This window comes from Paraburkholderia sp. IMGN_8, assembly GCF_038050405.1.
Taxonomy (GTDB): domain Bacteria; phylum Pseudomonadota; class Gammaproteobacteria; order Burkholderiales; family Burkholderiaceae; genus Paraburkholderia.
The window spans coordinates 4,057,649-4,083,466 of sequence record NZ_CP150901.1; the positions used below are offsets into that span (position 1 = coordinate 4,057,649).

General features: G+C 61.8%; 24 protein-coding genes. 16 read left to right on the top strand and 8 right to left on the bottom strand.

The features are described 5' to 3' along the window. Window positions 1-6: 6 nt before the first annotated feature. The 3 genes from WN982_RS39335 to WN982_RS39345 are packed head-to-tail and all read left to right on the top strand — an operon-like array spanning window position 7 to window position 3,659. Window positions 7-972: a VOC family protein gene (locus WN982_RS39335; protein WP_341317342.1), complete on the top strand. Its 966-nt coding sequence runs from the start codon at window positions 7-9 to the stop codon at window positions 970-972. Then, the gene (locus tag WN982_RS39340; protein WP_341317343.1) at window positions 965-2,230 is read left to right on the top strand and encodes an FAD-dependent oxidoreductase; all 1,266 of its coding nucleotides are present in this window, start codon (window positions 965-967) and stop codon (window positions 2,228-2,230) included. The genes WN982_RS39335 and WN982_RS39340 overlap by 8 nt, the downstream gene beginning before the upstream one ends. A 25-nt stretch (window positions 2,231-2,255) precedes the next feature. Then, complete coding sequence (locus WN982_RS39345) at window positions 2,256-3,659, top strand: MFS transporter (RefSeq protein WP_341317344.1); 1,404 nt, start codon at window positions 2,256-2,258, stop codon at window positions 3,657-3,659. Between the two features lie 90 nt (window positions 3,660-3,749). Here the strand turns inward: WN982_RS39345 and WN982_RS39350 are convergent, their stop codons facing one another. Then, the gene (locus tag WN982_RS39350; protein WP_341317345.1) at window positions 3,750-4,211 is read right to left on the bottom strand and encodes a GNAT family N-acetyltransferase; all 462 of its coding nucleotides are present in this window, start codon (window positions 4,209-4,211) and stop codon (window positions 3,750-3,752) included. Between the two features lie 175 nt (window positions 4,212-4,386). Between WN982_RS39350 and WN982_RS39355 the strand changes: the two genes are divergently transcribed. Beyond that, window positions 4,387-5,877 carry a PLP-dependent aminotransferase family protein gene (locus WN982_RS39355; RefSeq protein ID WP_341317346.1) on the top strand — a complete coding sequence of 497 codons (1,491 nt, stop codon included), beginning with the start codon at window positions 4,387-4,389 and terminating at the stop codon, window positions 5,875-5,877. A 32-nt stretch (window positions 5,878-5,909) separates the two neighbouring features. Here WN982_RS39355 and WN982_RS39360 read toward each other — a convergent pair whose 3' ends face one another. From WN982_RS39360 to WN982_RS39375, 4 genes are all read right to left on the bottom strand, one after another. After that, window positions 5,910-7,013, bottom strand: coding sequence for an FAD-dependent oxidoreductase (locus tag WN982_RS39360; protein WP_341317347.1), 1,104 nt, complete (start codon window positions 7,011-7,013; stop codon window positions 5,910-5,912). 157 nt (window positions 7,014-7,170) lie between these two features. After that, window positions 7,171-7,377, bottom strand: a complete 207-nt coding sequence (locus WN982_RS39365) for a DUF3562 domain-containing protein (protein WP_341317348.1) — start codon at window positions 7,375-7,377, stop codon at window positions 7,171-7,173. Window positions 7,378-7,541: 164 nt separating this feature from the next. Beyond that, window positions 7,542-8,606, bottom strand: a complete 1,065-nt coding sequence (locus WN982_RS39370; protein WP_341317349.1) for a DMT family transporter — start codon at window positions 8,604-8,606, stop codon at window positions 7,542-7,544. A 44-nt stretch (window positions 8,607-8,650) separates the two neighbouring features. Continuing rightward, on the bottom strand, window positions 8,651-9,556 hold the full coding sequence (locus WN982_RS39375; RefSeq protein ID WP_341319564.1) for a LysR family transcriptional regulator: 906 nt from the start codon (window positions 9,554-9,556) through the stop codon (window positions 8,651-8,653). Between the two features lie 107 nt (window positions 9,557-9,663). Here WN982_RS39375 and WN982_RS39380 point away from each other — a divergent pair, with 107 nt between their 5' ends. The 6 genes from WN982_RS39380 (at window position 9,664) to WN982_RS39405 (ending at window position 16,356) form a co-directional block, all read left to right on the top strand. Continuing rightward, window positions 9,664-11,220, top strand: a complete 1,557-nt coding sequence (locus tag WN982_RS39380; protein WP_341317350.1) for an MFS transporter — start codon at window positions 9,664-9,666, stop codon at window positions 11,218-11,220. 221 nt (window positions 11,221-11,441) lie between these two features. Then, entirely contained in the window at window positions 11,442-11,984 is a 543-nt protein-coding gene (locus WN982_RS39385) for a DUF488 domain-containing protein (protein WP_341319565.1), read from the top strand. A 15-nt stretch (window positions 11,985-11,999) separates the two neighbouring features. Beyond that, entirely contained in the window at window positions 12,000-12,599 is a 600-nt protein-coding gene (locus WN982_RS39390; protein WP_341317351.1) for a uracil-DNA glycosylase family protein, read from the top strand. A gap of 225 nt (window positions 12,600-12,824) precedes the next feature. Beyond that, a complete protein-coding gene (locus WN982_RS39395) occupies window positions 12,825-13,424 on the top strand; it encodes a cytochrome b (protein WP_341317352.1) in 600 nt (199 codons plus the stop codon). 59 nt (window positions 13,425-13,483) lie between these two features. Continuing rightward, on the top strand, window positions 13,484-14,935 hold the full coding sequence (locus WN982_RS39400; RefSeq protein WP_341317353.1) for a glycosyltransferase: 1,452 nt from the start codon (window positions 13,484-13,486) through the stop codon (window positions 14,933-14,935). 194 nt (window positions 14,936-15,129) lie between these two features. Next, window positions 15,130-16,356, top strand: coding sequence for an aromatic ring-hydroxylating dioxygenase subunit alpha (locus tag WN982_RS39405; RefSeq protein WP_341317354.1), 1,227 nt, complete (start codon window positions 15,130-15,132; stop codon window positions 16,354-16,356). Here WN982_RS39405 and WN982_RS39410 read toward each other — a convergent pair. Beyond that, window positions 16,329-16,460: a hypothetical protein gene (locus WN982_RS39410; protein WP_341317355.1), complete on the bottom strand. Its 132-nt coding sequence runs from the start codon at window positions 16,458-16,460 to the stop codon at window positions 16,329-16,331. The two genes, WN982_RS39405 and WN982_RS39410, sit on opposite strands and share 28 nt — an antisense overlap. A 472-nt stretch (window positions 16,461-16,932) precedes the next feature. Here WN982_RS39410 and WN982_RS39415 point away from each other — a divergent pair, with 472 nt between their 5' ends. Together WN982_RS39415 and WN982_RS39420 are read left to right on the top strand one after the other, a co-directional pair. Further along, window positions 16,933-17,124: a hypothetical protein gene (locus tag WN982_RS39415; protein ID WP_341317356.1), complete on the top strand. Its 192-nt coding sequence runs from the start codon at window positions 16,933-16,935 to the stop codon at window positions 17,122-17,124. Window positions 17,125-17,202: 78 nt separating this feature from the next. After that, entirely contained in the window at window positions 17,203-17,619 is a 417-nt protein-coding gene (locus tag WN982_RS39420; protein ID WP_341317357.1) for a rubredoxin, read from the top strand. 136 nt (window positions 17,620-17,755) lie between these two features. Here WN982_RS39420 and WN982_RS39425 read toward each other — a convergent pair whose 3' ends face one another. After that, window positions 17,756-18,712 carry a LysR family transcriptional regulator gene (locus WN982_RS39425; RefSeq protein ID WP_341317358.1) on the bottom strand — a complete coding sequence of 319 codons (957 nt, stop codon included), beginning with the start codon at window positions 18,710-18,712 and terminating at the stop codon, window positions 17,756-17,758. 106 nt (window positions 18,713-18,818) lie between these two features. On the opposite strand from WN982_RS39425, the gene lysA reads away from it, so the two are divergent. After that, entirely contained in the window at window positions 18,819-20,060 is a 1,242-nt protein-coding gene (gene lysA / locus WN982_RS39430; RefSeq protein ID WP_341317359.1) for a diaminopimelate decarboxylase, read from the top strand. Between the two features lie 18 nt (window positions 20,061-20,078). Here lysA and WN982_RS39435 read toward each other — a convergent pair whose 3' ends face one another. Then, the gene (locus WN982_RS39435; protein ID WP_341317360.1) at window positions 20,079-20,990 is read right to left on the bottom strand and encodes a LysR substrate-binding domain-containing protein; all 912 of its coding nucleotides are present in this window, start codon (window positions 20,988-20,990) and stop codon (window positions 20,079-20,081) included. A 245-nt stretch (window positions 20,991-21,235) separates the two neighbouring features. Between WN982_RS39435 and WN982_RS39440 the strand changes: the two genes are divergently transcribed. The 3 genes from WN982_RS39440 to vgrG all read left to right on the top strand — a co-directional run bounded on the left by WN982_RS39440 (window position 21,236) and on the right by vgrG (window position 25,810). Continuing rightward, window positions 21,236-22,351, top strand: a complete 1,116-nt coding sequence (locus WN982_RS39440; protein ID WP_341317361.1) for a succinylglutamate desuccinylase/aspartoacylase family protein — start codon at window positions 21,236-21,238, stop codon at window positions 22,349-22,351. Between the two features lie 418 nt (window positions 22,352-22,769). Beyond that, complete coding sequence (locus WN982_RS39445) at window positions 22,770-23,165, top strand: hypothetical protein (RefSeq protein ID WP_341317362.1); 396 nt, start codon at window positions 22,770-22,772, stop codon at window positions 23,163-23,165. A 308-nt stretch (window positions 23,166-23,473) separates the two neighbouring features. After that, the gene (vgrG, locus tag WN982_RS39450; RefSeq protein ID WP_341317363.1) at window positions 23,474-25,810 is read left to right on the top strand and encodes a type VI secretion system tip protein VgrG; all 2,337 of its coding nucleotides are present in this window, start codon (window positions 23,474-23,476) and stop codon (window positions 25,808-25,810) included. Window positions 25,811-25,818: the final 8 nt, after the last annotated feature.

Sequence of the window (25,818 nt, forward strand, 5' to 3'; positions counted from 1 at the left end):
CACGTTATGACGATTCTCGGCATTGAACAGATTATTTACGGTGTGACGGATCTCGCTACCTGCCGTCGGTTTTTCGCGGACTGGGGCCTCAAAGAGACCGAGCACGACGACAAGCACGCGCGCTTCGAAACGCTGAACGGCTGCACGATTCTCGCCGTCGATGCGAACGATCCTTCGCTGCCGCCCGCCTTCGAAGAAGGTCCGACGCTGCGTGAAGTGACGTGGGGCGTCGCGACGAAAGCCGAACTCGACGAACTGCGTGGCCGTTTCGCCGGCCAGCCGGGCCACTTCGAAACCGACGACGCGGTCGGCTGTATCGATCCGAACGGCATGGCGATCCGCGTCGAAGTGACTCGTAAGCGTGCGCTCGATATTCACGGCTCGCCATCGAACGTGTGGGGCCAAACGCTGCGCGTCGATCAACCGTCGCCGATTTACGAGCGCGCCGAACCGGTCGAAGTGGGCCATGTCGTGTTCTTCACGAACCGTCTCGCGGAACAGGAAAAGTTCTATCAGGAACTGCTCGGCTTCGAGATGTCGGATCGCTATCCGGGCCGTGGCGCATTCATGCGTTGCGCGCCGCACGGCGGCCACCACGACATCTTCCTGCTGGCACTCCCTGGTGGCAAACGCGGCCTGAATCACGTTGCATTCACAGTGCGGGATATCCACGAAGTGTTCGGCGGCGGCATGCACATCAGCCGTTGCGGCTGGGATACGCAACTTGGCCCGGGGCGTCATCCGGTGTCGTCGGCGTATTTCTGGTACTTCCAGAATCCGGCGGGCGGCCTGATCGAGTACTACGCCGACGAAGACCAATTGACGCCCGAATGGCAGCCGCGCGATTTCGAACCGGGTCCGACCGTGTTCGCGGAATGGGCGATCGACGGCGGCATCGACGGCAATACGCGTCGCCAGAAGAACGCGAAGGCGCCGGAAGGCAAATTCATGACGGAGCGAAAAAATGACTGACGCTGCTGCTGCAAAGGCGCAAGCCGCGCACGCCGGACTCGAAGCGCCGCGCACGATCGTTGTGATCGGCGGCGGCCAGGCGGCGGGTTGGGTCGTGAAGACATTGCGCAAGGAAGGCTTCGACGGCCGCCTCGTGATGATCGCCGATGAGATTCATCTGCCGTACGAGCGCCCGCCGTTGTCGAAGGCCGTGCTGGCCGGGGAAGCGGATATCGAAACCGTACGTCTGGTGACGCCCGACGATTTCGAGGCGCTGAACGTCGAAACGTGGCAACCGGATTGCGCGACGTCGATCGATCGCGAGCAACGCATCGTGCGCACGCAATCGGGCCGCGACGTGCAATACGACCGCCTGGTGATCGCCACCGGCGGCGCGGCGCGCCGTCTGCCGGATGCACTGGTGAAGACCTCGCACATCGCCTATCTGCGCACGCTCGACGAAGCCGTCGCACTCGGCGAACGGCTGCGCAAAAGCAAGCGTGTGCTCGTGGTCGGCGGCGGCTGGATCGGTCTCGAAGTCGCGGCGACCGCGCGCAAGCTCGGCGTGCAAGCGACGGTCGTGGAAGGCGCGCGGCGTCTGTGCGCCCGTTCGTTGCCGCCGATGGTGTCGGACTTCCTGCTGGATCTGCATCGCGCGAACGGTGTGGATGTGCGCTTGAACGCATCGCTGGTATCGCTCGCAGATCGCCCGAACGACGCCGACCGCATCCGCGCGACCTTTGCTGACGGCTCGACACTCGACGCCGACTTCGCCGTCGCCGGGATCGGCCTCACGCCGCACACCGTACTGGCTGAAGCCGCCGGCCTCAAGGTGCAGGACGGCATCGTCGTCGACCATTTCGGCGCGACCGAAGACCCGCGCATCTTCGCCTGTGGCGACGTCGCGAATCATCCGAGCGCGTGGCTCAGGCGCCGCGTACGGCTCGAATCCTGGGCCAACGCGCAGAACCAGGCGATCGGCGCGGCAAAAGCCTTGCTCGGCACCTTCGAACCGTACGCGGATATTCCGTGGTTCTGGTCCGATCAATACGACGTCAATCTGCAAATCCTCGGCGACATTCCGGCCGATGCGCAGCTCGCCGTACGCGGCGATCTGGCGGACAAACGCGCCACGCTCTTCTATCTGGAAGACAACGCGATTCGCGGCGTCATCGCCATCAACAATCCACGCGAACTGAAACTGTCGCGCAAGTGGATGAACCAAGGCCGGACCATCGACCTTGCCACACTGACCGACGCCTCAACGGCGCTTGCCTAACCACACCTACGGACGGCACCACGGCATGAGAACCATCGACAACACCATCGGGGACCGCAGCAGCGCCGGTGTCTCCGGCCCTGTGACACGGGGCTCGATCATCGCGCGTCTCGAGCGGTTGCCGAAGAATTCGATGCAGGTGCGCGCGCGCATCCTGATCGGTCTCGCGACGTTCTTCGACGGCTTCGACGTGATTGCGATCGCGGCCACACTGCCGATCCTGATCGCGAAGTGGCATCTGACGCCATGGGAAATCGGCTTCCTGATCGGCTCCGGCTCGGTCGGCCAGTTGATCGGCGCGTTCGTGTTCCCGTGGTACGCGGAACGCAAGGGCCGTGTCAGGGCGATTGCGTTGAGCTCGGGGATCATCGGCATGACCAGCATCGCGTGCGGTTTTGCGCCGACTTTCGCCGCGTTTGTCGTGTTGCGTGTGATTCAGGGCTTGGGGCTCGGCGGTGAATTGCCGGTGGCCGCGACGTACATCAACGAGATCAGCCGGGCGCATGGCCGTGGCCGTTTCGTGCTGCTGTATGAAATCGTTTTTCCGGTCGGCCTGCTCGCGTCGAACGCGTTGGGCGCGTGGATCGTGCCGCGCTTCGGCTGGCAAGCGATGTACTTCATCGGCGGCATGCCGTTGATCCTGTTCTTCGTGCTTCGCAAGCTGGTGCCGGAGTCGCCGCGCTGGCTCGCCGAACGCGAACGGATGACCGACGCCGATGCAGCCGTGCATGCGTTCGAGCGTGCCGCGAAAGGTCCGCTACCGCCGGTGGCTCATTCTGCCGAATTCGAAGCGATGGCCAATCGTCATCCGAAACGCCGCATGGGCGACCTGTTCGGCCCGGCGTATCTGAAGCGCACGCTGGCCGTGGCGATGTTGTGGATCACCTGCGGCTTCATTCAATACGGTCTGTCGACCTGGCTGCCGACGATCTATCGCACGGTTTATCACGCGCCACTGCAACTGGCGCTGAATCTGGCGGTGGCCGCTTCGGTGCTCGGCGTGGTGGGGTCGCTGACCTGCGCGTTGCTGGTCGATAAGGTGGGACGCAAGCCGATCATCAACCTGTCGTTCGTGTTGTGCGCGCTGTCGTTGTTGCTGGCAGGCGTGTTCCACGCTTCATCGGTGTATGTGGTCGCGACGTGCTGCGCATTCTCGCTCGGCTTCCTCGCTTGCGGTTTCATCACGGCATACGTGTACACGCCGGAGTTGTATCCGACCAGCATCCGCGCGATGGGCTGCGGTGTCGGTGGCGCGTGGCTCAAGGTGGCGGCAATTTTCGCACCGGCTATCGTGTCGAAGACGATGATCGGCGGCAATCTGCAGGTCGCGTTCTATATCCTCGCGGCGGTGCCGTTTCTGGCAGCGATCACGGTGCACTTGCTCGGCATCGAGACCAAGGGCAAAGTGCTGGAACAACTCGAGGCTTGACGGTTTGGTGGGCGGTAGGTGTAGAAGTGAAGCAGTAGCATGAAGACGAAGGGCGCACTGGGTGGTGCGCCCTTTGTTTTTGCAGCAGCGTTACAGCGCCTTGCGATACACCACGAAGCCCGAGCGTTCAGCAACGCTGTCATAGAGCCGCATCGCCGTCTGATTCGTTTCATGCGTCTGCCAATAGACGCGCTGCGAACCGTCGGCCTTGGCCCGCGCATACACCGCTTCGATCAGCGCCCGGCCGACGCCCTTGCCGCGCTCCGTTTCCAGCGTGTACAGATCTTGCAAATAGCAGGTCGGGCCCGCCATTGTCGTGTGACGGTGGTACAGGAAGTGCACGAGGCCGAGCAATTTGCCGTCGCGCTCGGCGACCATCGCGTGCATCGGCTCGTAGCCGTCGAAGAAACGCCCCCACGTAATCTGCGTGATCTCGCGCGGCAAGGCGGTTTCGCCCGAGCGGCCGTAGAACGCGTTATAGGCGTCCCACAGCGGCAACCACGCGTCGAAGTCGGCGGGTGTGACGGGGCGGATTTGAATCGATTCGGACATGACTGCGGCTCCTTGTCTGGTTATGGGTTGTGGGCGAGCGGTTCGCGCCGTTACGGCTGAGTCGAGCAAGCGTAGAGGGCTGCGCCCGTGTGTGGCAACCCGACAGCCGTCAGCATAAGAAATTTGTGGCACCATTGTTAGCTCCACAATGCAGTCAGAATTTGGAGCCACGAATTTGGACTACGGTCTGTTGATGTCGAACGTCGAGCGGGCACTAGGCGGCCGCAAGCTGACGCAGCAGGATTTGCTGTACGAAAGCCTGCGCCGCGCGATTCTCGATGGCGCCATCCGCCACGGCAGCCAGCTCGTGCCGACGCGTGCGCTCGCCGAGCAACTAGGCATTGCGCGAAATTCCGTGTTGTACGCGTACGAACGGCTGACCGAAGAAGGCTTCATTACCACGAGCCGGCATGGCTCCATCGTCAGCATGGTGAGCGGCGCGGGCGCGTCGATAACCACGACCAGCGGCGGTGTATGCCCACCCGCGAACCGTCTGTCGCATCGTGTCACCGGGCTGCCGCGCGAGCGCAGCAACCCGGACGACCCCACGCCGTTTCGTCCCGGCGTGCCCGCACTCGATGAATTTCCGCTCGCGCAATGGCGCGCTTCGATGGAACGCGCGTGGCGCTCGGTCGAGCCGAACGAACTCGGCTACGGCAACAATTCAGGACATCCCGCCTTACGCCGCTCGATTGCCGAATATGTGAGCGTGTCGCGCGGCGTGCGTTGTTCGCCCGAACAGGTGTTCATCACCGCGGGCACCCAGGCGAGTCTGGATCTGTGCGCATGCATGCTGGCCGATCCCGGCGATAGCGTGTGGGTCGAAGATCCCGGTTATCACGGCGCGAAGGCCGCGTTTCAGGCCGCCGGTTTGCGACTGGTGCCGATTCCCGTCGACGCCGCGGGCATCGCGCCCACACCGGATCACTGGCAGCAGACGCCGCCGCGCCTGATGTACATCACGCCGTCGCATCAATATCCGCTTGGCAGTGTGTTGAGCCTGGAGCGGCGCTGGTCGATCATCGAGAACGCGGTGGCGCGCGGCGCGTGGATCATTGAAGACGACTACGACAGCGAACTGCGCCACAGCGGTCCGCCTTTGCCGTCGATCCAGGGGCTCGCGGCCGATACGCCGGTGATCTACCTCGGCACCTTCAGCAAGACGATGTTCCCGGCGCTGCGCATGGGCTTCATGATCGTGCCGGCGCATCTGGTCACTGAGGTGGACGAGGCGCTCAGCGAGATCGCGCGGCAGGGGCGCGTGGCCGAACAGATCGCGTTGGCGGATTTCATCGATAGCGGGAAATATGCGCGGCATCTGCGGCGCATGCGGCGGCTCTATCAGCAACGCCGCGCCGCGTTGGTCGACGCGATCGAGCGGCACATGGGCGACCTGGTGACGATCTCGTCCGATGGCGGCGGCATGCATCTGACGATGCGGCTCGATGCGCCGCTGCGCGATCAGGATGTGAGCGCGGCCACGCGCGAACACGGCTTGCATATCGCGGCGCTGAGCGCGTTCTGCCAACCGCCCGCAAAGGAAGCCGCGCACTACAACGGCTTTATGCTCGGCTACGCGGGCATCAAGCCAGACGAAGCCGATGCATTGGTGGCGCGCCTCGCCGCCGTGGTGCGTGGACTGGATCGCGAACGTACGCGGCGTTAGAGCGGCGTGTTCGTTGTTGTGACGAACCGCCGCTATGCCATTTCCGCTCTGAGCCAGCGCGCGAGCATTGCGTCGTCGTCCGAATGCAGTGCTTGCGCGATGCGCTGCCCGACCGCCGCGCCGAATTTATAGCCATGGCCCGAGCATGCCGAGACAACCAGCGTATTGCCGATACGCTGCGAAAAGAAGCGGCTATCCGCGGTGAACGTGTACGCGCACGTCTTGACTTCGGTGACCGTATATTCGTCGATGCGGCCGAACGGCGGCGAGAATAGCCGGCGCAACCTGTCGCCTTCGCCGGGCGCGGCAACGCGATTGGCGTCGGGGTCGGCGGCAAGTGTCTTGTGCACGCCCGCGCCGAACTTCAGACCGACGCCGTCGATCGGCGGCAGAACGTAACCGGCGCTATCGCCGCCGATATCGACAATCGCCGGCGCGTTCGACCACGCGTCCTGCAAGTCCGCGGGCGGCTCCATATAGGCAACCGCGTTGCGATAAGTCATCAGCTTTTCAGCGAGGGCGGGGAACAATTGCAAGGTCCAGGCGCCCGCGGTGATCACGAGCTTGTCGCCGCGAACAGTGCTGCCGTCTTCGAGTCGAACGGATGCCGTAGCCGGATCGGCGGCGAGCGCTTTTGCATGCATGCGAATCTCGGCGCCGCTCATCTTGAGCCACGCTTTGACATCGCGTGCTATGCGTTCGCTGAAGAGCGCGCCGCCGTCATGGTCGAGGTAAGCGTAGCGAAAGGTAGCGGGGTCGAGAAACGGATAACGTTCGGCCGCTTCGCGCGCATCGAGCCGTTCGTATTCGAATTCCATCCGGTCGAGGCCGGCGCGGAACAGTTCGGCGCCGTCGCCCGCGTATTGTGAAATGCCGAGCACGCCGCAATTGGCATAGTGCGAAACGCCAAGGTCGTTCCACAGCAGATCCCAACTATCGAACGCTTCGGCGATGGTGTGTGCGTAGCCGTCGGCGTCGCCGTATGCGCGGCGGATCATCCGGTGCTGGTCGCCCGATGCGGCCAGCGGATTGGGAATCGAGCCTTGCTCGATCAGCGTAACGTCATGCCCCAACTTCACGAGCGCCCATGCCGTGCTCAAGCCCGCAATGCCCGCGCCTACGATTGTCACCCGCATGACTTCTCCCCCCAAATCGGTGCGTTGGGTTCAGAGTCTAGCAGCGTGAAAATTAAGTCGGTGCGCGTTTGTGCGAATCAGCGCGCGCAAACCAGCGCGGCTTGTGCGTCGTGCAAAAGCGGTGTAAAGCAGGCGGTGGTCTCCGCGCGCCAACGTATCAATGTTTTCGATTCGACGAATTCCGCAGCTGGTCGCGGACTTTCTTTGCTGCGAAGAGCGGCACGTAATCGAAGACGCGCGCGTCGATTCGATAGTCGGCCAGGGTATCGGCGTACATCTTCAAGACCGTTTCGGTGGGCGTATCGGTTTCTTCCGCGATGTTTTTCACCACTTCGTCGACATTGGGCTCGGGCTGATGGGACATGGATCTCTCCGGAGTAGGCAGGATGAACCGCGGGCGACAGGAGCTTTATTAGAGAACGTGATTCGCGTTGATGCCAATTGAATCGGTCTATCGCGTGATCTGTTCCACAGAGATTTTTGTCTTGCGGTGCCGCTAGTTCCTGCGTCGCGCCGTCATGCGAGAAATCAATGTGTATGTCGATGATGAATATCTGGGAAATGCGCGTGAGCGTGCGTGATTGGTGCATGGCGATGCGGGTGGGTGTGCGGCTCGTTGCCATCCCATGCAAAGTCATGTTCGTGCTGATGATGCGCGTCGTGGCGATGACGATGCGTGTGGTCCAGCGCGTGATGAGTGTGCGGATGTTCATGACGTTCGCGGATGTGCAGCCAGACGCCCAGCGTCATCAATGCAGCCGCGACCCAGAACATGAGCGGCGGCATGTCGGGCCACAGTACCCACGACAAGGTCACGCCGAATAGCGGCGCGACCGAGAAATAAGCGCCGGTGCGCGCGGTGCCGAGATTGCGCAATGCTACGACGAACAGCACGAGGCTCACGCCGTAGCCGGCGAAGCCGGTCAGCATTGCAAGCGCGATGGTTGCGGCCTTCGGCCATGCGGCGCCGAGGGTGAGCGCGAGCGCGACATTCACCGAACCGGCCACGAGCCCTTTGACGCACGCAATGAACATTGCATCGTTAGCCGATACTTTGCGCGTGAGATTGTTGTCGATGGCCCAGCAGGCACACGCGGCAGCCAGCAGCAGGGTGCCGGGCGGCAGGCCGATGGCGCCCGGCTGCCACGACAATACGACCCCGCCCGCGACGATCGCGACCATGCCGAGGAACACCTGCACGTCGACGTTCTCGCGAAACACGACCCATGCGATCAGCGCGGTGAATACGCCTTCGAGATTCAGCAGCAGCGAACCGGTAGCCGCGGGCGTCGTTTGCAAACCGAGCATCAAAAGCGCCGGACCGGCGACGCCGCCAGCCGCGATCGCGCCGGCGAGCCATGGGACTTCGCGTAAAGGGAAGCGGTCGTGGCTGACGTGCTGGCCGCGGGCATGGCTTTGCAGCCGGCGCATCAGGATCACGACGGCAAGGCCGGTGCCGCTGCCGAGGTAGAACAGGCCGGCGAGCAAAAACGGCGACAACGAGCCGAGCAGCGCCTTGGCGAGCGGCGTGGTTGCGCCGAACAGCGCGGCGGCGAGCAAAGCGGTGAAGGCTGCGTTAAAGCGGGTAGACATGAATTGGAAATCCGGTTGAAGCGAGCGTTGCCGACACGATAGTGCTATCTGCGCGCCGGCGCCTCGGGAAATAACCGCTCCGACAGAAAATCCACGAAGGCCCGCAGTTTCGGCGACAACTGCCGGCTCGACGGCCATAGCACCGAAAACTGTCCAGCGTGCGCCAAATGGTCTTCGAGAACGGTGCGCAGCGTGCCTGCGCGGAGTGCGTCGCGCGCCAGAAAGTCCGGCATGTACGCGATGCCCAAGCTCAATTGCGCCGCCGCGCGCAGCGCCTCCATGTTATTGCAGGTCAGCGCGGTCGGAAAGCGCGCGGCCGCATCCTCGGGCAGTCCGCGAAACGCCCAGTGTTGCAGCTTGCCCGAGGTCGGAAAGCGAAAGCGCAAACATGCGTGCTTTGCCAGATCGGCCGGCGTGAGCGGCACGCCGTGCTGTTGCAAATAGGCGGGCGATGCGCACAGCACGAAGCGGAACGGCCCGAGCCGTTTGGCCATCAATTGCGAATCGGGCAGATCGCCGCTGCGAATGGCGGCGTCGAAGCCGCCTTCGATCACGTCGACGATGCGGTCGTTGAAATCCAGTTCGAGATCGACCTCGGGATAGCGTTCTGCGAACTCGGGCAGGACCGGCAGCAGGAAGCGATAGCCGATGGTCGGCAGACTTACGCGCAGCCGCCCGCGCGGCGCGGCGTTGGCTTGCAGCATCATCGACTCGGCTTCGCCGAGCGCGTCGAGAATCTGCCGGCAGCGCTCGTAGAAGCGCTCGCCGTCGCCAGTCAGGCTGACGCGCCGCGTGCTTCGCTGCAACAGCCGCACGCCGAGGTGCTGTTCGAGCCGTGCGACGCTTTTGCCCACCGCCGAAGGCGACAAGCCAAGCCGCTGCGACGCACCGACGAAACTCGACGCCTCCACGGTTTGCACGAACGCGACGATGCCGGTCAGGTTTTCCACCATGTATCGATTCGAGAATTGAAGTCCGGAGTGTGGCGACTTTATCAGTATTTATCGCGTTGGACTCCGCAATTAAGCTCTGGCAGATCTCCTTCTTAGGAAGCGCCATGTCTGTCAGTACCGTTGCACAATGTTCTTCGACCGGCTCCGCCGTGCTGGCCGCAGTCTGCCTCGCCGCGGTGATCCTACCGCTCAGTTTCTCGGCAGGCGCGATTGCCACGCCGGCGATCGGCCGCGCCCTCGGCGGCGGGCCGGTCGCGCTCAACTGGATCACCAACGCTTTCATGCTCGCGTTCGGCAGTTGCCTGATGGCTGCGGGCACGCTCGCGGACCGTTTCGGGCGGCGCCGCGTGTTCATGGCCGGCGTCGCGGCGTTTGCCATGATTTCGACCTTGCTCGCGCTCGCGCCGGGCATCGTCTGGCTGGATCTGCTGCGCGCGGCGCAAGGCGTGGCGGCGGCTGCCGCGCTGGCGGGCGGCTCGGCGGCACTGGCGCAGGAATTCGACGGTCACGCGCGCACGCACGCGTTCAGCCTGCTCGGCACGACCTTCGGCGTGGGCCTGGCGTTCGGGCCGGTGCTGGCCGGCGGCTTGCTCGAAGTCTTCGGCTGGCGCGCCGTGTTCGTGTCGACGGCGCTGCTCGGCGCCGTGTCGCTGTTGCTCGCTGCGCCGCGGATGCGCGAAACGCGCGATCCGGCTGCGGCCTGCGTGGACTGGCCGGGCATCGTCAGCTTTACGGCGATGCTGGCGCTCTTTACCGTCGCGATTCTTGAAGCGCCGGAAATCGGCTGGCGGCATCCGGCGATCTGGGCGTTATTTGTGGCGGCAGCGGTCGCGCTGACCTCGTTCATCGTGATCGAACGGCGCACCGCGCGGCCGATGCTCGACCTTTCGTTGTTTCGCTATCCGCGCTTTATCGGCGTGCAATTGCTGCCGATTGCGACCTGCTATTGCTTTGTCGTGCTGCTGGTGCTGCTGCCGATCCGCTTCGTCGGTATCGAAGGACATGCGCCGCTCGCGGCGGGTCTGATGATGATCGCGCTGTCGGCACCGATGCTGGTGATGCCGATGCTGGCGGTGCGCTTGAGCCGCCACGCGTCGGCGGGATGGATTTCGGGCGTCGGCTTGCTGGTGGCCGCCGCAGGGCTGCTGTGGCTCGGCGACATACCGACGGGCGCCGTGCCGGCAGCGATTTTGCCGCCGATGGTGCTGATCGGTATCGGCGCGGGGCTGCCTTGGGGCTTGATGGATGGCTTGTCGGTCAGCGTGGTGCCGAAGGCGCGCGCCGGTATGGCGACCGGCATTTTCAGCACGACGCGCGTCGCCGGGGAAGGGCTGGCGCTGGCGATGGTCAGCGCGACGCTGGCCGGCATCACGGCGCTCCGGCTCGCGCCGGCAGGCAGCGCGGCGACTGACGCCGGCGTCGTCTCACGCGCGGCCGAGCGGCTTGCAACCGGCAACCTGCACGGCGCGGCGGCGCTGCTGCCAGGCATGCCGCTCGCGCTGCTCCAGCAGCAGTATTCGGAAGCCTTCCGCCTGCTGACTTACGGGCTGGCTGCCATTACAGTGCTAGCCGCGCTGGCGACGCTGCGTTATCTCGGCGCGGACGCCGTTGCCCGCGACACGCAGTCGGCGCCCATCGCTCCCGCCTGCGACGACGTCTAGCCGCCGCGGGCGCCGGCTGAAACCAGCGACGATTGCTGATAACGCTGTGAACACGGCCGGCTGTTCGATGGCGTGATCCGCTGCGGCATGCGTCGGTTGAAGCGCCAGCGGTTGCGCGACAAAGCGGTCGACAACAGCGCTGTGGTTGACCAGGCACCGTGTACGGCGTAAACGTACAGGATCACGTACAGCATCGCCGCCAACGCCCGGGTGGGCCTACGATAACGCGTCCGTTTTTCACGATCGGTCATTCCACGCGTCCGCTGCGCGAGTTCGTCGATTTGCTCGAAGCATCGGAGATCGAAACGCTGGTGGACGTGCGCAGCATTCCACGCTCGCGCACCAATCCGCAATTCAATCGCGATACGCTGCCGGGCTCGCTCGCACCTGCGCATATCGACTACCTTCACCTGAGCGAACTGGGTGGCCGCCGCAGCCATCACAAAGGCGATGCGCCGTCGCCGAACGGTTACTGGACGCATCCCGCGTTTTGCAACTACGCCGACTACGCGACGACGGCCGCATTTCAGGAAGGCCTCGCACGCCTGCTCGACCTCGGCCACCGCCGCCGTTGCGCGATCATGTGTTCGGAAGCGGTATGGTGGCGTTGCCACCGGCGTATCATCGCCGACTATTTGTTGCTGCGCGGCGAGACCGTGTTGCACATCATGGATACGCACCACACCAACCCCGCAACGATGACGCCAGGCGCACGAGCGCAACCCGGTGGCACCTTGATTTATCCACCGGAAACCGAGTCCTGATCTCTGCGACATTGCATGAACGCCAGAAAACTCGCTTCACTGAATACGCTGTTGCGCGAGATCCGCGCCTGTACGATCTGCGCGCCGATGCTGCCGCATGCGCCGCGGCCGGTCGTTGCGGCGTCCGCTGATTCGCGCATTCTGATCATCGGCCAGGCGCCCGGCGCGCGCGTGCATGCTTCGGGCATTCCATGGAGCGATGCGAGCGGTGCGCGCCTGCGCAACTGGCTCGATGTCTCGGATGAGACTTTCTACGACGAGTCGAAATTCGCGATCGTGCCGATGGGTTTCTGCTATCCGGGCAAAGGCGCAAGCGGGGATTTGCCACCGCGGCCCGAGTGTGCCGCGCATTGGCATCAGACCTTGCTGGCGCAGTTACGCGACGTACGACTCACGTTGCTGATCGGGCAATACGCGCAACGCTTCGGTCTCGGCGACGGGTTTGGGCCGACGCTAACCGATACGCTACTGCGTTGGCGCGAGTATGGGCCGAACGTCATGCCGCTGCCGCATCCATCGCCGCGCAATGTCGCGTGGTTCAAGCGCAATTCGTGGTTCGAAGCAGAGATGTTGCCGACGCTGCGGGAGCGGGTAGAGGCGGCGTTGAACGGGTGATTTCATCTCGCGTCATTTACTCCGCTTCCGCTGCCAGGTTATCGCCCCCGGCATGTCGCGCCACGCGCGTACGAAATAAACCGAAATATCCATTTAAGCGTCTGACGGAATAAAACGGCACACTAATACGTATGCCTTATGCCGGCGGCGCAATCACACATGCGTCGGCATGGCCATATTTCAAACAGCTTTCGCAGAAACGCCTTCTTGCCGACGGAACCACCAATGAACACCCACGCCGACACCCTTACCGATTCAACCGGCACTCCCCTGCCATCGCGCTACACCCGCACCGCGATGCTGTTGCACTGGCTGATCGCGCTACTGATGATCGGCAACGTCGTGCTCGGCCTGAGCGCCGACTCATTGCCCGACGACTGGGTGCGTCCGGTGGTCGATACCCACAAATCGATCGGTATCACGGTGCTCGGTCTCGCGCTCATGCGCATCTTGTGGCGCGTGTCGCACAAGTCGCCACCGTTGCCGCGCGAATTTCCGTCGTGGGAAAAGATTGCCGCGCACATCGCGCATTTTCTGCTGTATCTGCTGATGATCGCGCTGCCGCTGTCCGGCTGGCTTCACGATTCGGCCTGGAAAGACGCAGCGACCCATCCCATGCGCCTGTTCAACCTGTTTCCGTGGCCGCGCATCGGCTATGTGATGAGTCTCGATCCGACGCTCAAGGAGACCTTGCACGACCGCTTCGGCGCGCTGCATACGTGGCTCGGTTACGCGCTGTATGCGTTGCTGGCGATGCATATCGGTGGCGCGTTGAAACACCAATGGATCGATCGCAAGTCGGTTCTCAAGCGCATGGTGCCGTAAGCGCCGCGGCCAACACGCCCAATCTTTTAACCGCACTTTCGACGGACTCAGCCGTTATTTTGAAGAAAACTCTGGACCAGGCGCTCGCTCTCGCATCGCCACGCATTCTGCCGCGTCCCGCTACGCTGTCGAGCACGCTGATTCATGTCAGCGTCGTTGCGTTGTGGCTGTTGCTGTTCGCGCGCGCGTTCTTTCTGCAAGGCGTAGTGGCGTGGTCGACTGGCATTGCGTACGTGGTGTACGACACCTTGCTGCTCGCGTTCGTCACGTTGAAAACGCTGCCGCTGATGCGTCCCACGCCGCCGCTCGAACCCGACTTCGACCAGCGCGATTTGCCGAGCATGGGCGTGATCGTCGCGTCGCATAACGAGGCGGCGGTGTTGCCGGTGACGCTCGCCGCGCTTTTGCGTCAGACGCACGGTCCGGCGCAAATCGTGATCGCCGACGACGGTTCCACCGATCACACCGGCGAACTGCTCACCGAACGCTTTGGACTCACTGCCGCAGCCGAAGGCGTACTGAGCGCGCCGAGTTTGCTTTACCCGAATCTCTACTGGCTGCGTGTGCCGCACGCGGGCAAGGCGCGTGCACTGAACGCCGCGATCGCGATCATGACGACCGACACGGTGATGACCGTCGACGCCGACACGCTGCTCGACGACGACGCCACCTACGCGATGCGTGCTGCCTTCGCCGGCGAACCGAAGCTGGTCGCGGCGGCGGGCATTCTGGTGCCGGTCTGCGGCAAGTCGGTTTCGGGCCGCGTATTCCAGTGGTTCCAGACCTACGAGTACATGCGCAACTTCATCGCCCGCTTTGCGTGGATGCGCGCCGACAGTCTTCTGCTGATCTCGGGCGCGTTCGCGTCGTTCAAGCGCGACGCGCTAGTCGACGTGGGCGGCTTCGATCCTCAATGTCTGGTGGAAGACTACGAACTGATTCATCGTCTGCGCCGCTATTCGGTCGATCACGGCCTCGACTGGGACGTGCGCGTGGTCGGCAACGCGCATGCGCATACCGACGCGCCAGGCAACCTCAGCAGTTTCCTGCGGCAGCGCCGCCGCTGGTTTGCGGGCTTCCTGCAGACGCAGTACTGGAATCGGGACATGACCGGCAATCCGCGCTACGGCACGCTCGGCATGCTGATGCTGCCGGTCAAGGCGATCGATACGATGCAGCCGATCTACGGACTGACCGCGTTCGCACTGCTGCTCGGGTTTCTGTTCGGCAGGCATGGCGCGATCGTCGTGTCGATTTTCAGCGTGATCGGTCTGAAAACCGCGATCGATCTCGCGTTTTATCTGTGGTGCATCCACCTGTACCGCCGCTGGACCGGCGAGCGCACCGGCTCGAGTTTGCGGATGGCTGTCCTCGCGGCGATCGCCGAGCCGTTCACGTTCCAGCTGGTGCGTCATGTCGGCGCACTGCTCGGTTGGCTGCATTTCCTGCGCGGCGGACGCTCGTGGGGCGTGCAACGTCGCTCGGGCCTCGTGGCGCGCGACGAAAGTTAGCGGCGGATAGCCTCCTCCGTTGACGCGCCAGGGCGTCGGCCTGGCGCGATTGTGGCGAGGGGCGGTGGCGAACGGCATGTAAGGGTGAGCGGCAGTCCCGACCCACTGCTGGTTCGAGTAGACTGTGCGACGACGTCGGCCGCTATTTGCAGCGGCGGTGACACCCATTCCGCTCGTGCACGGAGACTCCACCTATGCAGGCTGTTCCCCCGCTCGAACAAGACACCGTCGACGTGCTCGTCGATGCGCCGCCTGCTGATGCAGGCGCGCATGCAGCCGTGAATGCGCACGCGCCCAGCCATGCCGCCAACGACGCGCCGGTGCGCGATCTGCGCCGCGTCGGCATTCATCCCGATTACTGGTATCCGCTGGCGTGGTCGAACGAGGTAAAGCGTGGCAAGGCGCACGGTGTGACGTTCGCGGGCGAACCGATCGTGCTGGTACGCACGGAATCGGGCGCGGTGTTCGCATTGGAGGACCGCTGCGCGCATCGTCAGGTGCCGTTGCATCAGGGCGTGGTGGACGGTGAGTCGATCCGCTGCTGCTATCACGGCTGGACGTACGACTGCTCCGGCAAGTGCATCGACGTGCCGTATCTGGGCCGCGATCGTTTGCCGAACGGCGTTCGTTCGTATCCGTGCCGCGAAGTCGAGGGCCTGATTTTCGTGTTTCCCGGCGATGCCGCTCTGGCTGAAGAGCGTCCGTTGCCGGCTCTCGGTTCGGTATCGGACAAGAAGTACAAGACGCGCCGGTTCGGCCGCGCGGTGAGCTGCCACTATTCGTTCATGCACGAGAACCTGATGGACATGAACCATCAGTTCCTGCATCGCCGGCAAATGGGGCAGATGCGTGCGCGTTCAGTGGGTCGCCGGCGTGGCGAAGGCTGGGTCGAAGTCGATTACACGTTTGCACGCATGGCTGGCCAGCAGCCGATCGGCGAAGCGATTGTATTCGGCCAGAGCCGCAAGACCGGGGGCGACAACGACAAGGACGTGATGACGATCCGCACCGGTTACCCGTATCAGACGCTGCAAATCCGCACGTCCGATCAGACGCTGGTGATGGATTTATGGATCGTCTACGTGCCGCTCGATCGCGAGCAGCGCACTAACCGCACGTTTGGTTTGCTCTCGATCCGCAAGCCGGGCATTCCGGGCGTGCTGAATCTCGCGTGGCCGCTGCTGGTGTGGTTCACCGAACGCATTTTCAAGGAAGACCGCGAGATCGTAGAAGCCGAACAGCGCGCGCACGACAAGCAGGGCGCGGACTGGAACCACGAAGTGTTTCCGGTCATCAACGAACTGCGCGCGTTGCTGCGGGAGAGCGGCGCGCCGGACCACGTGGTGGGGGGTGGCACCGGCGATACGTCGGTGATTCGGTTCTGGGATTCGCGTCACGGCAATCCATTGTCGAATACCTGATATTCGAATTTTTTGACGCCGCGCAGGATCGTACAATCGTCGGCGACGATGACCTGCGAGCCGCCGGCACCGGCTATAACAACACACGCGAGGCGCAGGACCATCGGCTATTCCAAACCATAACTAATCGCCGAGGCGCCCGATGGTTTTGTGAAGTACCGCTACGGCGCGCGCAGCGCCGCCGGAAGTATGACTGCCTTGTCACCAGCGCGGAATGTGCGAGAACACTGATTCCAGATGCTCCACTACCTCCTCCAAGCCAGGGGACCCGCTTAAGAATTAGCGGTGTGAAGCCGCTTTCTTTGCTTACTTTCTTTGCGGCGGCAAAGAAAGTAAGTGCCTGCCCCGCACAGGGGCGACGCTAATAAACCAATATCAAATCAAGGAAAGGCCAACGCCGTAGGCACACAGAGGTAAGCGCCGCGCAGGCAAACAAGCTTAAGCAAAAGCCAACGCCGTGCACAACAACCCCCCAAAAAAAACCATGAAGAATTGGTCCATCTCCAAAGGGTAACGAATCCAGCCCGTTCGAGAAGCGACAATGGCACTAATGCACATCGGTTTGCGCAAATCGGCATGCGCCAGCCCCAACCCCATGTACTATTTCGTTTTTTCCGTAATCAAGAACGCCACGTGACTGCTTCCAAATCCCCTATCGCCCAACAAATTCCCGCTTCTTCGCGTAAATCCCTCACATTGCTGCAATTGCTTGGCCTCATCAGCGGCGCGGCTCTGATCGCCGCTATCCTGCTGAACCAGCTGGTTTAATCCCGCCGCAAGCCCTCGCTGCACGCATCCGACCTAACGCCGGCGCTGGCCGCCGGCTTCATCGAACTCCGATTTGCCATGTACAAGAAGGGCGTAGCCGTAGAAATCCAGTTTTCCCCCGAGCGGCTGAACGACGGCGCCGGCGACCCGTACTGGATCGATTTGACGCACACAGAAGCGCAGCGTCTGTTGGAAAGCCTGCAGGCGCGTCTGGCCGAAAGCGCCACGGGCACTGCCGCGCCGCTGGTCGTGAGTCTCGATGAGACGCCGGCTTTGCAGGGAGCCGATGCGCCGCACGCAGTGGTAGAAAACCGGGCACTGGCGGACGACTTCAAGCAGTGGGTCTGCGTGATCTGCGGCTGGGTCTACGACGAAGCCGCCGGTTTGCCCGACGAGGGCATCGTGCCCGGCACGCGCTGGGCGGATGTTCCGGCCGATTGGCGTTGCCCTTTGTGCGATGTGGGCAAGGAAGATTTTGCGTTGGTCGAGTTTTGAGGTTGGCCAATGGCCTGGCTTGGCGCCGGGTACAAATCAGCGTTAGCCCGCGCCTTCCGGAAAATCCGCCCCAACCGTTGTGGCTTCCCTCACATCGAAGTCGCCACGCATGAAGTCCAGCTTCGTGTGCGCCAGTTCAGACGTGTTTCTGCGTTCGAGCGCCCGACGTGCGCCGAGCGTGAGTGTGATTTTTCAACTGTAGCCGCAGCGCAGCCGCCTCGCTCTGCAGCGCCTCGACGAACGCGCCAGCCAGCGGATGGCTCGGACGATGCTCCGGATGTACCACGCTCACGCGAAACGGAAACGACACGGCGAGCGGCCGGATATGCAGATTACGGCCCACGAAATCGAGCGCGGTAAGCGGATTGACGATAGCTAAACCAAGGCCTCGCCGTACGAAACTGCAAACGGAAACGGCCGTGGGTGTCTCGATCATCTGCCGGCGTGCGATGTCCGCTTGCGCGAACGCTTCGTCGATCTGAATCCGGTACGGATCGCTCGACGACAAGCTGATGAAAGGCTGATTCGCGAAATCCTTCAGTTCAATCGCGCGCTTTGCAAGCAGCGGATGCGCGTCGGGCAGCACGCAGACTTCGTCCACTTCGAGCAGCGGCGTGAGTAGCGTGCCGGCCGGCGGCGCGCCGTGTTCGGTCAGGCCGAGATCGTAGCGCTGCGCGGTCAGCCACTCTTCGAGAAACGGCGATTCCTGTGTGGCGATCGACAGGCTCACGCCCGGCTGAGCGTCGTGGAATCGTTTGGACGCGCCGGGCAGGATCGAATGTGAAAACGCGGGCAGCGCGATGATCGAGAGCTGCCCGCCCTGAAATTCGCGCAGGCTTGCCGCTGTCGAGGCGACTCGTTCGAGTCCGATATACGCGCGCTTGATCTCGTCGAAGAGCGTCAGTGCGGACATGGTGGGACGCAGGCGTCCATGCACGCGTTCGAACAACGCAAAGCCGATGCTTTGTTCCATGCGCGCGAGTTCACGGCTCACGGTGGGCTGCGAGGTGAACAACATCTCGGCCGCTTTGGTGACGCTGCCTGCGGTCATCAACGCGCGGAAGACTTCGATATGCCGATGCGTGAGCGCCATGGTGCCTATATCAGGAATGAATGGAAGAGCGAAGAATTGGTATTTTACTGAATGCACGGTTCTCAGCATTATGCCGGTCAAGCCTTCGCATAGAGACGTGAGAACCGTGACCACTTTCGATCCGCAACAACTCGTTGAACTCGCCGGACAGCACGGCACGCCGTTGTGGGTGTATAACGCCGACGTAATCCGCCAACGCATCGCCGAATTGCGCAGCTTTGACGTGATCCGCTACGCGCAAAAGGCGTGCTCGAATCTGCATATCCTGAAGCTGATGCGCGACGAAGGGACCATGGTCGACGCTGTGTCCTTGGGCGAAATCGCGCGTAGTCTCGCGGCGGGCTTCACACCGGATGGCGATCCAGAAGGTGTCGTTTTTACCGCTGATCTGATCGACCACGCGACGCTGGCTACGGTGCTCGCGCACCGCATCACCGTCAACGCCGGGTCGCTCGATATGCTCGAGCGCGTGGGGCTGAACGCGCCTGAAGGTCATCGAGTGTGGCTGCGGATCAACCCAGGTTTTGGACACGGACACAGCAATAAGACCAACACGGGCGGCGAGCATAGCAAGCATGGCATCTGGCTCGATGACGTGGCGCGCGCAGTAGAAATCGTGCGTCGTTACGGCTTGACGCTGGTTGGACTGCACATGCATATCGGCTCAGGCGTCGACTATGCGCATCTGTCGCGAGTGTGCGATTCGATGGTCGAGGCGGTCAAACGTTTGGGTCACGATATCGAAGCGATTTCCGCCGGCGGCGGCTTATCGGTGCCGTATGGTGAAGGCGAGCCGCGCATCGACGCCGAACATTATTTCCGTCTTTGGGACGCTGCGCGCCGGCAGATCGAGGCGCATGTCGGGCATCGCGTGAGGCTGGAAATCGAACCGGGGCGTTTTCTGGTCGCAGAAGCGGGCGTGCTGGTCGCCGAGGTGCACGCACTGAATCGACGGCCGAACCGGCATTTCGCGCTCGTCGACGCGGGCTTCAATGATCTGGTGCGTCCGTCGTTTTACGGCAGTCGTCACGAGATGAGCGTGGTGAAGCGCAACGGCACGCTTAGCGAAAAGCCGCGCGAATCGTTCGCGGTGGCCGGCCCTTTGTGTGAAGCCGGCGATGTGTTCACGCAAGCAGCGGGCGGCGTCGTTGAGAGCCGGTCTATGCCCGCGCCTGAAGTGGGGGATTTTGTCGTGTTTCACGATGCGGGCGCATATGGCGCATCGATGTCATCGAACTACAACAGCCGGCCGCTCGCGCCTGAGCTGTTGCTGGAGAACGGCAAGCCGCGTCTGATCCGTCGTCGGCAGACGATCGAGGAGTTGTTGACGCTGGAGGCGTTGGCCTGATTCACCGAGGTCGCTCCGTCAGCGCGCCCTCACCGTGCGTGTGTACGAAGCAATCATCGTGGCGAGCTCCTGCGCGGCGGGCGTGACCGGAATCGCCGCACGCTGCAACAGGCACACGTTCTGTTCGACCGCGCGTTCACGCACCGCGATCGACGTGAGCGTGCTCGCAAACGGCCCGTGCTTCGCGACGATCGACGGTTCCAGCGACAGACAATCCGTCGCGCCGACCAGATGCAGCGCCTCGAACAGGCCTTCCACCGTCGCGATGATTTTCGGCGCGGGCAAGCCGTGGCTCTCGAACAGATGGTTCAGGCGATTCACCTGCGGATCGCCGGTGAGATTCGGCGAGCGCGTGGCTACCCATGTGCAATCGGCCAGTTCGGCCAGCGAGGTCGCACCCGCTTTCGGATGACCGTGCCGGCAGACGATCACCGGATCGGACGGATACAGCGGCGTGATCGACAGATCGGCTGTATCGGTATGTTTCGACACCAGCGCGACGGCGAAATCCAGCGTGCCTTCGCGGATCCACGAAATCATCATCCGCGAGGTGCCGGTGCGCAGATGTACCGCGACGCGTTCGAAGCGCGCCCGAAATTCCGTCAGCACTGGCGCGAACGCATCGATCAGCGGCTCGGTGGTCATTCCGAACGTGACTTCGCCGGCGTAGTCGCCACGCAACTGCTGCACTTCCTGTTCGGCCCGCTCGCATTCGCCGAGAATCGCGCCGGCACGCTGCAACAGCCGCTGACCCAGCGCGATCCCGCGATTCGCGCGGGTGAACAGCGTCGCGCCCAGCATCGCTTCGAGGTTTTGCAGTTGCTGGGTGATGCCGCTCTGCGCGATGCCGAGCGCCCGCGACGCCGCGCGGATGCCGCCGTGTTCGGCGACCGCCGTGAACGCGCGCAGCTGGGAGATCGTCAACGCCATGAAAGATTTCCACGATCAGAAAAAGTGATCATGATAGTCCGATCGGGACTTCTTTGAAGCGCGATGGCGACATAGGATGGCCCGGTAGGACTCCGCCCAACCCACATCCTTCGCCCATGAAAATCCCGCTGACGATCTTGAGCGCCGCGCTGACTTTCAGCTGCGGCACGTTCGCGCGGAAGTACTTCGGCTTCGATCCGTACGGCAATTGATTTTTTATTTCCTATTCTCCAGACCTTCCGCTCATGAACAAGCAATCGATTTCGCTTCTTTCGCCGGCTATCGGCACGCACCGTGAACTGGTTTCATTTCATTTTGGGCCCTCGAATAGTGGGAAAAAGATTTATATCCAGTCGTCGCTGCATGCCGATGAAACGCCGGCGATGCTGACGGCTGTTTTGCTTAAGCGTCGTTTGCTTGAGTTGGAGAAGCAGGGCGCGTTGGCGGCCGAAATCGTTCTGGTCCCTGTGGCCAATCCGGTCGGGCTTGGGCAGTTCGTGCTCGGACAGTTTCTCGGGCGCTTCGATCTTGGCAGCGGCAAGAACTTCAATCGACACTTCTTGCAGTTTTCGAAGCTGGCGGCGCGGGCTAAGGAGGTTTTGGGTTCTGATCCTTCGGAGAATCTTCGAATCGTTCGCGAGTTAATTGCTGAGGAGCTTGCGCAGCAGAAGCCGTTGACTGAGTTCGAGTCACTGCAATTGGCGTTGCTGAAGCTTTCTTTCGATGCCGATGTTGTTATCGATCTGCATTGTTCGCTTGAAGCGGCGATGCATCTCTATACCAGTGAGGCGGCTTGGCCGGAGTTTGAACCTCTGGCTCGGTATCTTGGGGCGCAGGCTTCGTTGCTTGCCACTAACTCAGGCGGTGAGTCGTTCGATGAAACGCATAGTTTGCTGTGGTGGCAGTTGCAGCAGGAGATGTCCGTCGGTAAGCCTGTGCCCGATGGGACGATTGCAGTGACTGTTGAATGCCGCGGGCAGCGGGATGTTTCTTATTCTGTTGCTCAAAAGGATGCTGATGCGATTGTTGATTTTCTTGTTTGGCGGAAGGCTATCAAGCTTGATGCCAGGCCTTTGCCCAAGCTGCTGGCGCCTGCTACGCCGCTCGCCGGTAGTGAGCAGTTTTATGCGCCTGTTAGTGGGATTCTGGTTCATCGCGCGACGATTGGGGACACGATTCGTGTCGGGCAAGCTTTGTTCGATATCGTCGATCCGTTGACGGATGAGACTACTACTGTTTCTAGTCAAACCGAAGGTGTGTTTTATATGCGGCGCGCTATTCGGTTTGTGACGGCTGGCGCGCCGTTGGGCCGCGTGACTGGTGCGCGGGCCTTTCGGACTGGGGTTTTGTTGGGGGCCTAAGTCCGGGCGCACTGCGCGGTACGACATCACACAATAGCGTTGCCGGCCGCAAACCTGTCGCCGCTCCGGAGCATCACGGTACGGTGCTCGCACGTTGCCGTCGTGTTTGCAATGGCCAGTGTCGTACAGATTGCCAACCCGGTTCCATCTTTTGTATTTCAGACTTATCCGATAGCTTTGTTTTAAGTGTCGATCCAGCATTCTTGAGCGAGAACGAAACACAAGTGGGGCCGCTCAACTCGAGCCGAGGAGACTTCAAGAAAACACCTCAGTTCACTCGTCGGACGAGGGTGCAGCCTCGTGACCAGCCCCGTCAGTTTTTGATCTATACACGGACGTGTAGATGCCGAAAATCGTTGTCCGAAATTTGTTGAATGCAGCATTGATGGAACGTTGATCGCATGCTCTGGTTGAGAAAATGTCAATACATTCACGCTTCGATGCTGCGCTTCTTGCCGCAGAAGGTGATCTTCAGGCGTTCGCCGCAAAAGACCCTGCCTCTCGGGGGCGAATTCACGATATCGCATTCGGATACTCGTCGTATAAGGCGGTTCTTCACTATCGTCTTGTTCGCGCCCTCAACGAAATGGTGGCGGATGACAACGATGCCACTCGAGAAATCGAAAGCGTCGCCGCGCTTGTGTCATCGCGCGGAAAACTGTTGTCAGGAGCCGAAATTCATCCGCGCAGGTACATTGGTCAACGTTTCGTACTGGATCACGGATGGGCTAAGGAGGGCTGTCTTGCCCGTTCAGGGATGCGGTATTCGACATCGATGCATTTCACCCCTGACGCCAGCCGAATACAAGTGTAGATCATGCTGCCGGTCCGATCAGGAACGCACCCCCGCAGAGGTCATTTCTTATGAACCACTCGCTGAGTCACGCATGCCCGCGTAACTCAAATGAGTCTTCGAGTCTGTCGGCCGGTTCATATTGATCCTTTAGTAGCCATATTACTCGCAGTCATCCGGCACAAATACGCGTTAGAAATAAGACGGGAGGCGGATGTTTGAAAAATTGTCAACCCAACGCTATCCCGAAAATATTTGGTTGACCTGATGAGATTTAAATGGTCAGTTAGCGGGTTTGGCGACCGGATCAGGAACAGGGGGAGCAGTTTTTGGACTCAACAGCTGAGTATTGGGACGAGCTTAAACGTAACGCGAAGAAGCTCACGGGGGATGGTGACCACGAGAAATATTTCCTTCAGGTGCTCGGGCCTGAACGGATCAGCGATATTTCGGTGGTGTCATACCGTACCGTCGAAAGGATGGGGCAGCCCTATCGCATCGATATCGTCGCGACTTTCCCGGAGAAGCTGAAGCGTGATGTGATCCTGGGACATGAGGCGAAGTTCAGGCTCGTGCCCGACGATGGCGGCGAGCCAGCCGTGTACTGGGGACGCATTACACGCTTCTCGCATACGAAGACGACAAATGACTTCAGCGGTTACGAGATTGTTCTCGAAGCGCACATCGGTTGCCTGAATCCCCGCACGACGCAGACCTACCAGAACCAGAGCGCGCCCGAGATCATCGATTCGGTCCTGCGTCGCAACGAACTGAAGGGGCATCAGTTCATCTTCAAGTTGCGTCGCCAGTACCCAAGGCACCAGTTCAGGTTCCAGTACCAGCAGGGAGACTGGGATTTTGTCAACATGCTCATGCAGCAGGAGGGCATGTACAGTTATATCATCCAGGGCGATCACGGCGATGTCGTAGTCTTTGGCGACGATATCGACCACTATGTGTATCAGCCCAAGCTCACGGCCCTGCACCGGGCCATCTCGGGCCTGATGACGGGCGAGGAGTCCGTGTTGGCGTTGCGCACGGACACCGAAATGGTGCCTCAGTCCTTTGTCGTGGCCGACTATAACCCCGACCAGGCATGGGAGCGGTTCAGGGCCGAGGGGAACGTCGCTCGAAGCGATACAACGACTTACGGCCGGCCATATATCTACGGCACGGGTCATCTTGACCAGTCCGGCGCACAGTGGGAAGCGCAGTTACGTCATGAGGCTGCGCTTGCGTGGCAGGTCGTCTATACCGGCGAGAGCAACCTGCGCGAACTGCGCCCCGGTCGCATCCTGACCACAGACGATATTCTGCCGGATGCGCCGCACGGTCAGGTCATCATCGAAGTCACGCACTGGGGCGGGCGTGACCAACCCTATCGCAACACCTACAAGGCCATTCCTTCGGACCGGCGTTTCCGGTTAGGAATCGAGGATCACAAGTGGCCGAAAATCACGGGAACCCTGAGTGCCCGTGTCACCTCACCGGGCAAGTACAAGTATGCGTACCTGACGCAGCAGGGCTGGTACGTCGTCCGCTTCGACTGTGACTATGGCGAGTGGCCTGCCGGTGGTGAGAGCGTGCCGCTGCGGCTTGCGAAACCATTCGCGGGCGGCTTGCAGACCGGCTTCCATTTCCCTGTAGTGGAGGGGACAGAAGCCATCATCGAATTTAGAGACGGTTGTCCCAACAAGCCGTATATCAGCGCTTTCCATCACACGAGCCAGCAGGCCGACCTGATTACCAGCCAGGATCGCCTGATGTCGCGCAACCGCATTTATACGCAGAGCGGCAACGAGTTTGATCTTGAAGACTGGGAAGGTGAAGAGCACGTCAGGCTCTCCACCGAGCATTCAGGCAGGAGCCAGCTGACCCTGGGTCACATCGTCAGTGGTAAACGTGAGCATCGTGGGAACGGTTTTGAACTGCGCACCGATGAGCAGGGCGTGGTGCGTGCCGGTGGCGGGTTGATGCTGTCCAGCGATATACGGCAACAGGCCGACGGCAAACAGACCGACATGGCGGAAGCCATGAAGCAGTTCCAGACACTGCAGGTCCAGGCTCAGGGCCTGGCTGACCTTGCGAACACGGCGAAGGCCGAGATTGCTGACCTGAAGGCCGAAAACGACTGGCTCAGGAACAGCGTGAACGAGCTGAAAGAGGCCGTCATGCTGCTGTCCTCGCCCAGGGGTATCGCCGTTTCGACGCCTGATCGCTTATCAATTGGCGCGGGTAAGGACGTGAACGTGACGACAGGCGCAGGCTTCAATGTGAGTGCCCTAAAGAGCATCGTCATGGCGGCCGAAAGCGCGCTGTCGCTGTTCGCGCATACCCTCGGCATCAAGCTGTTTGCAGCACGTGGCAAGGTCCAGATTCAGGCGCAGAGCGATGAGCTTGATATGTCGGCCCTGAAAGATATCAAGATAACCAGCTCGAACGGCAAGCTCATCCTCTCGGCGAAGGAAGAGGTCTGGATTGGCGCGGGCGGTTCATACGTCCGCATCACCCCCCACAACATCACTAACGCCACACCTGGAGACTATATCGAAAAGGCGGCGTCGCTCCAGAAGGACGGCCCGGATTCGGCAATGGTCAAGGAAGGGCTCCCGTGGACGACCGATCTGCCGGATACGGGCGCTCACGGTTCGCGGTTCTCCGGCTGACAACGTTG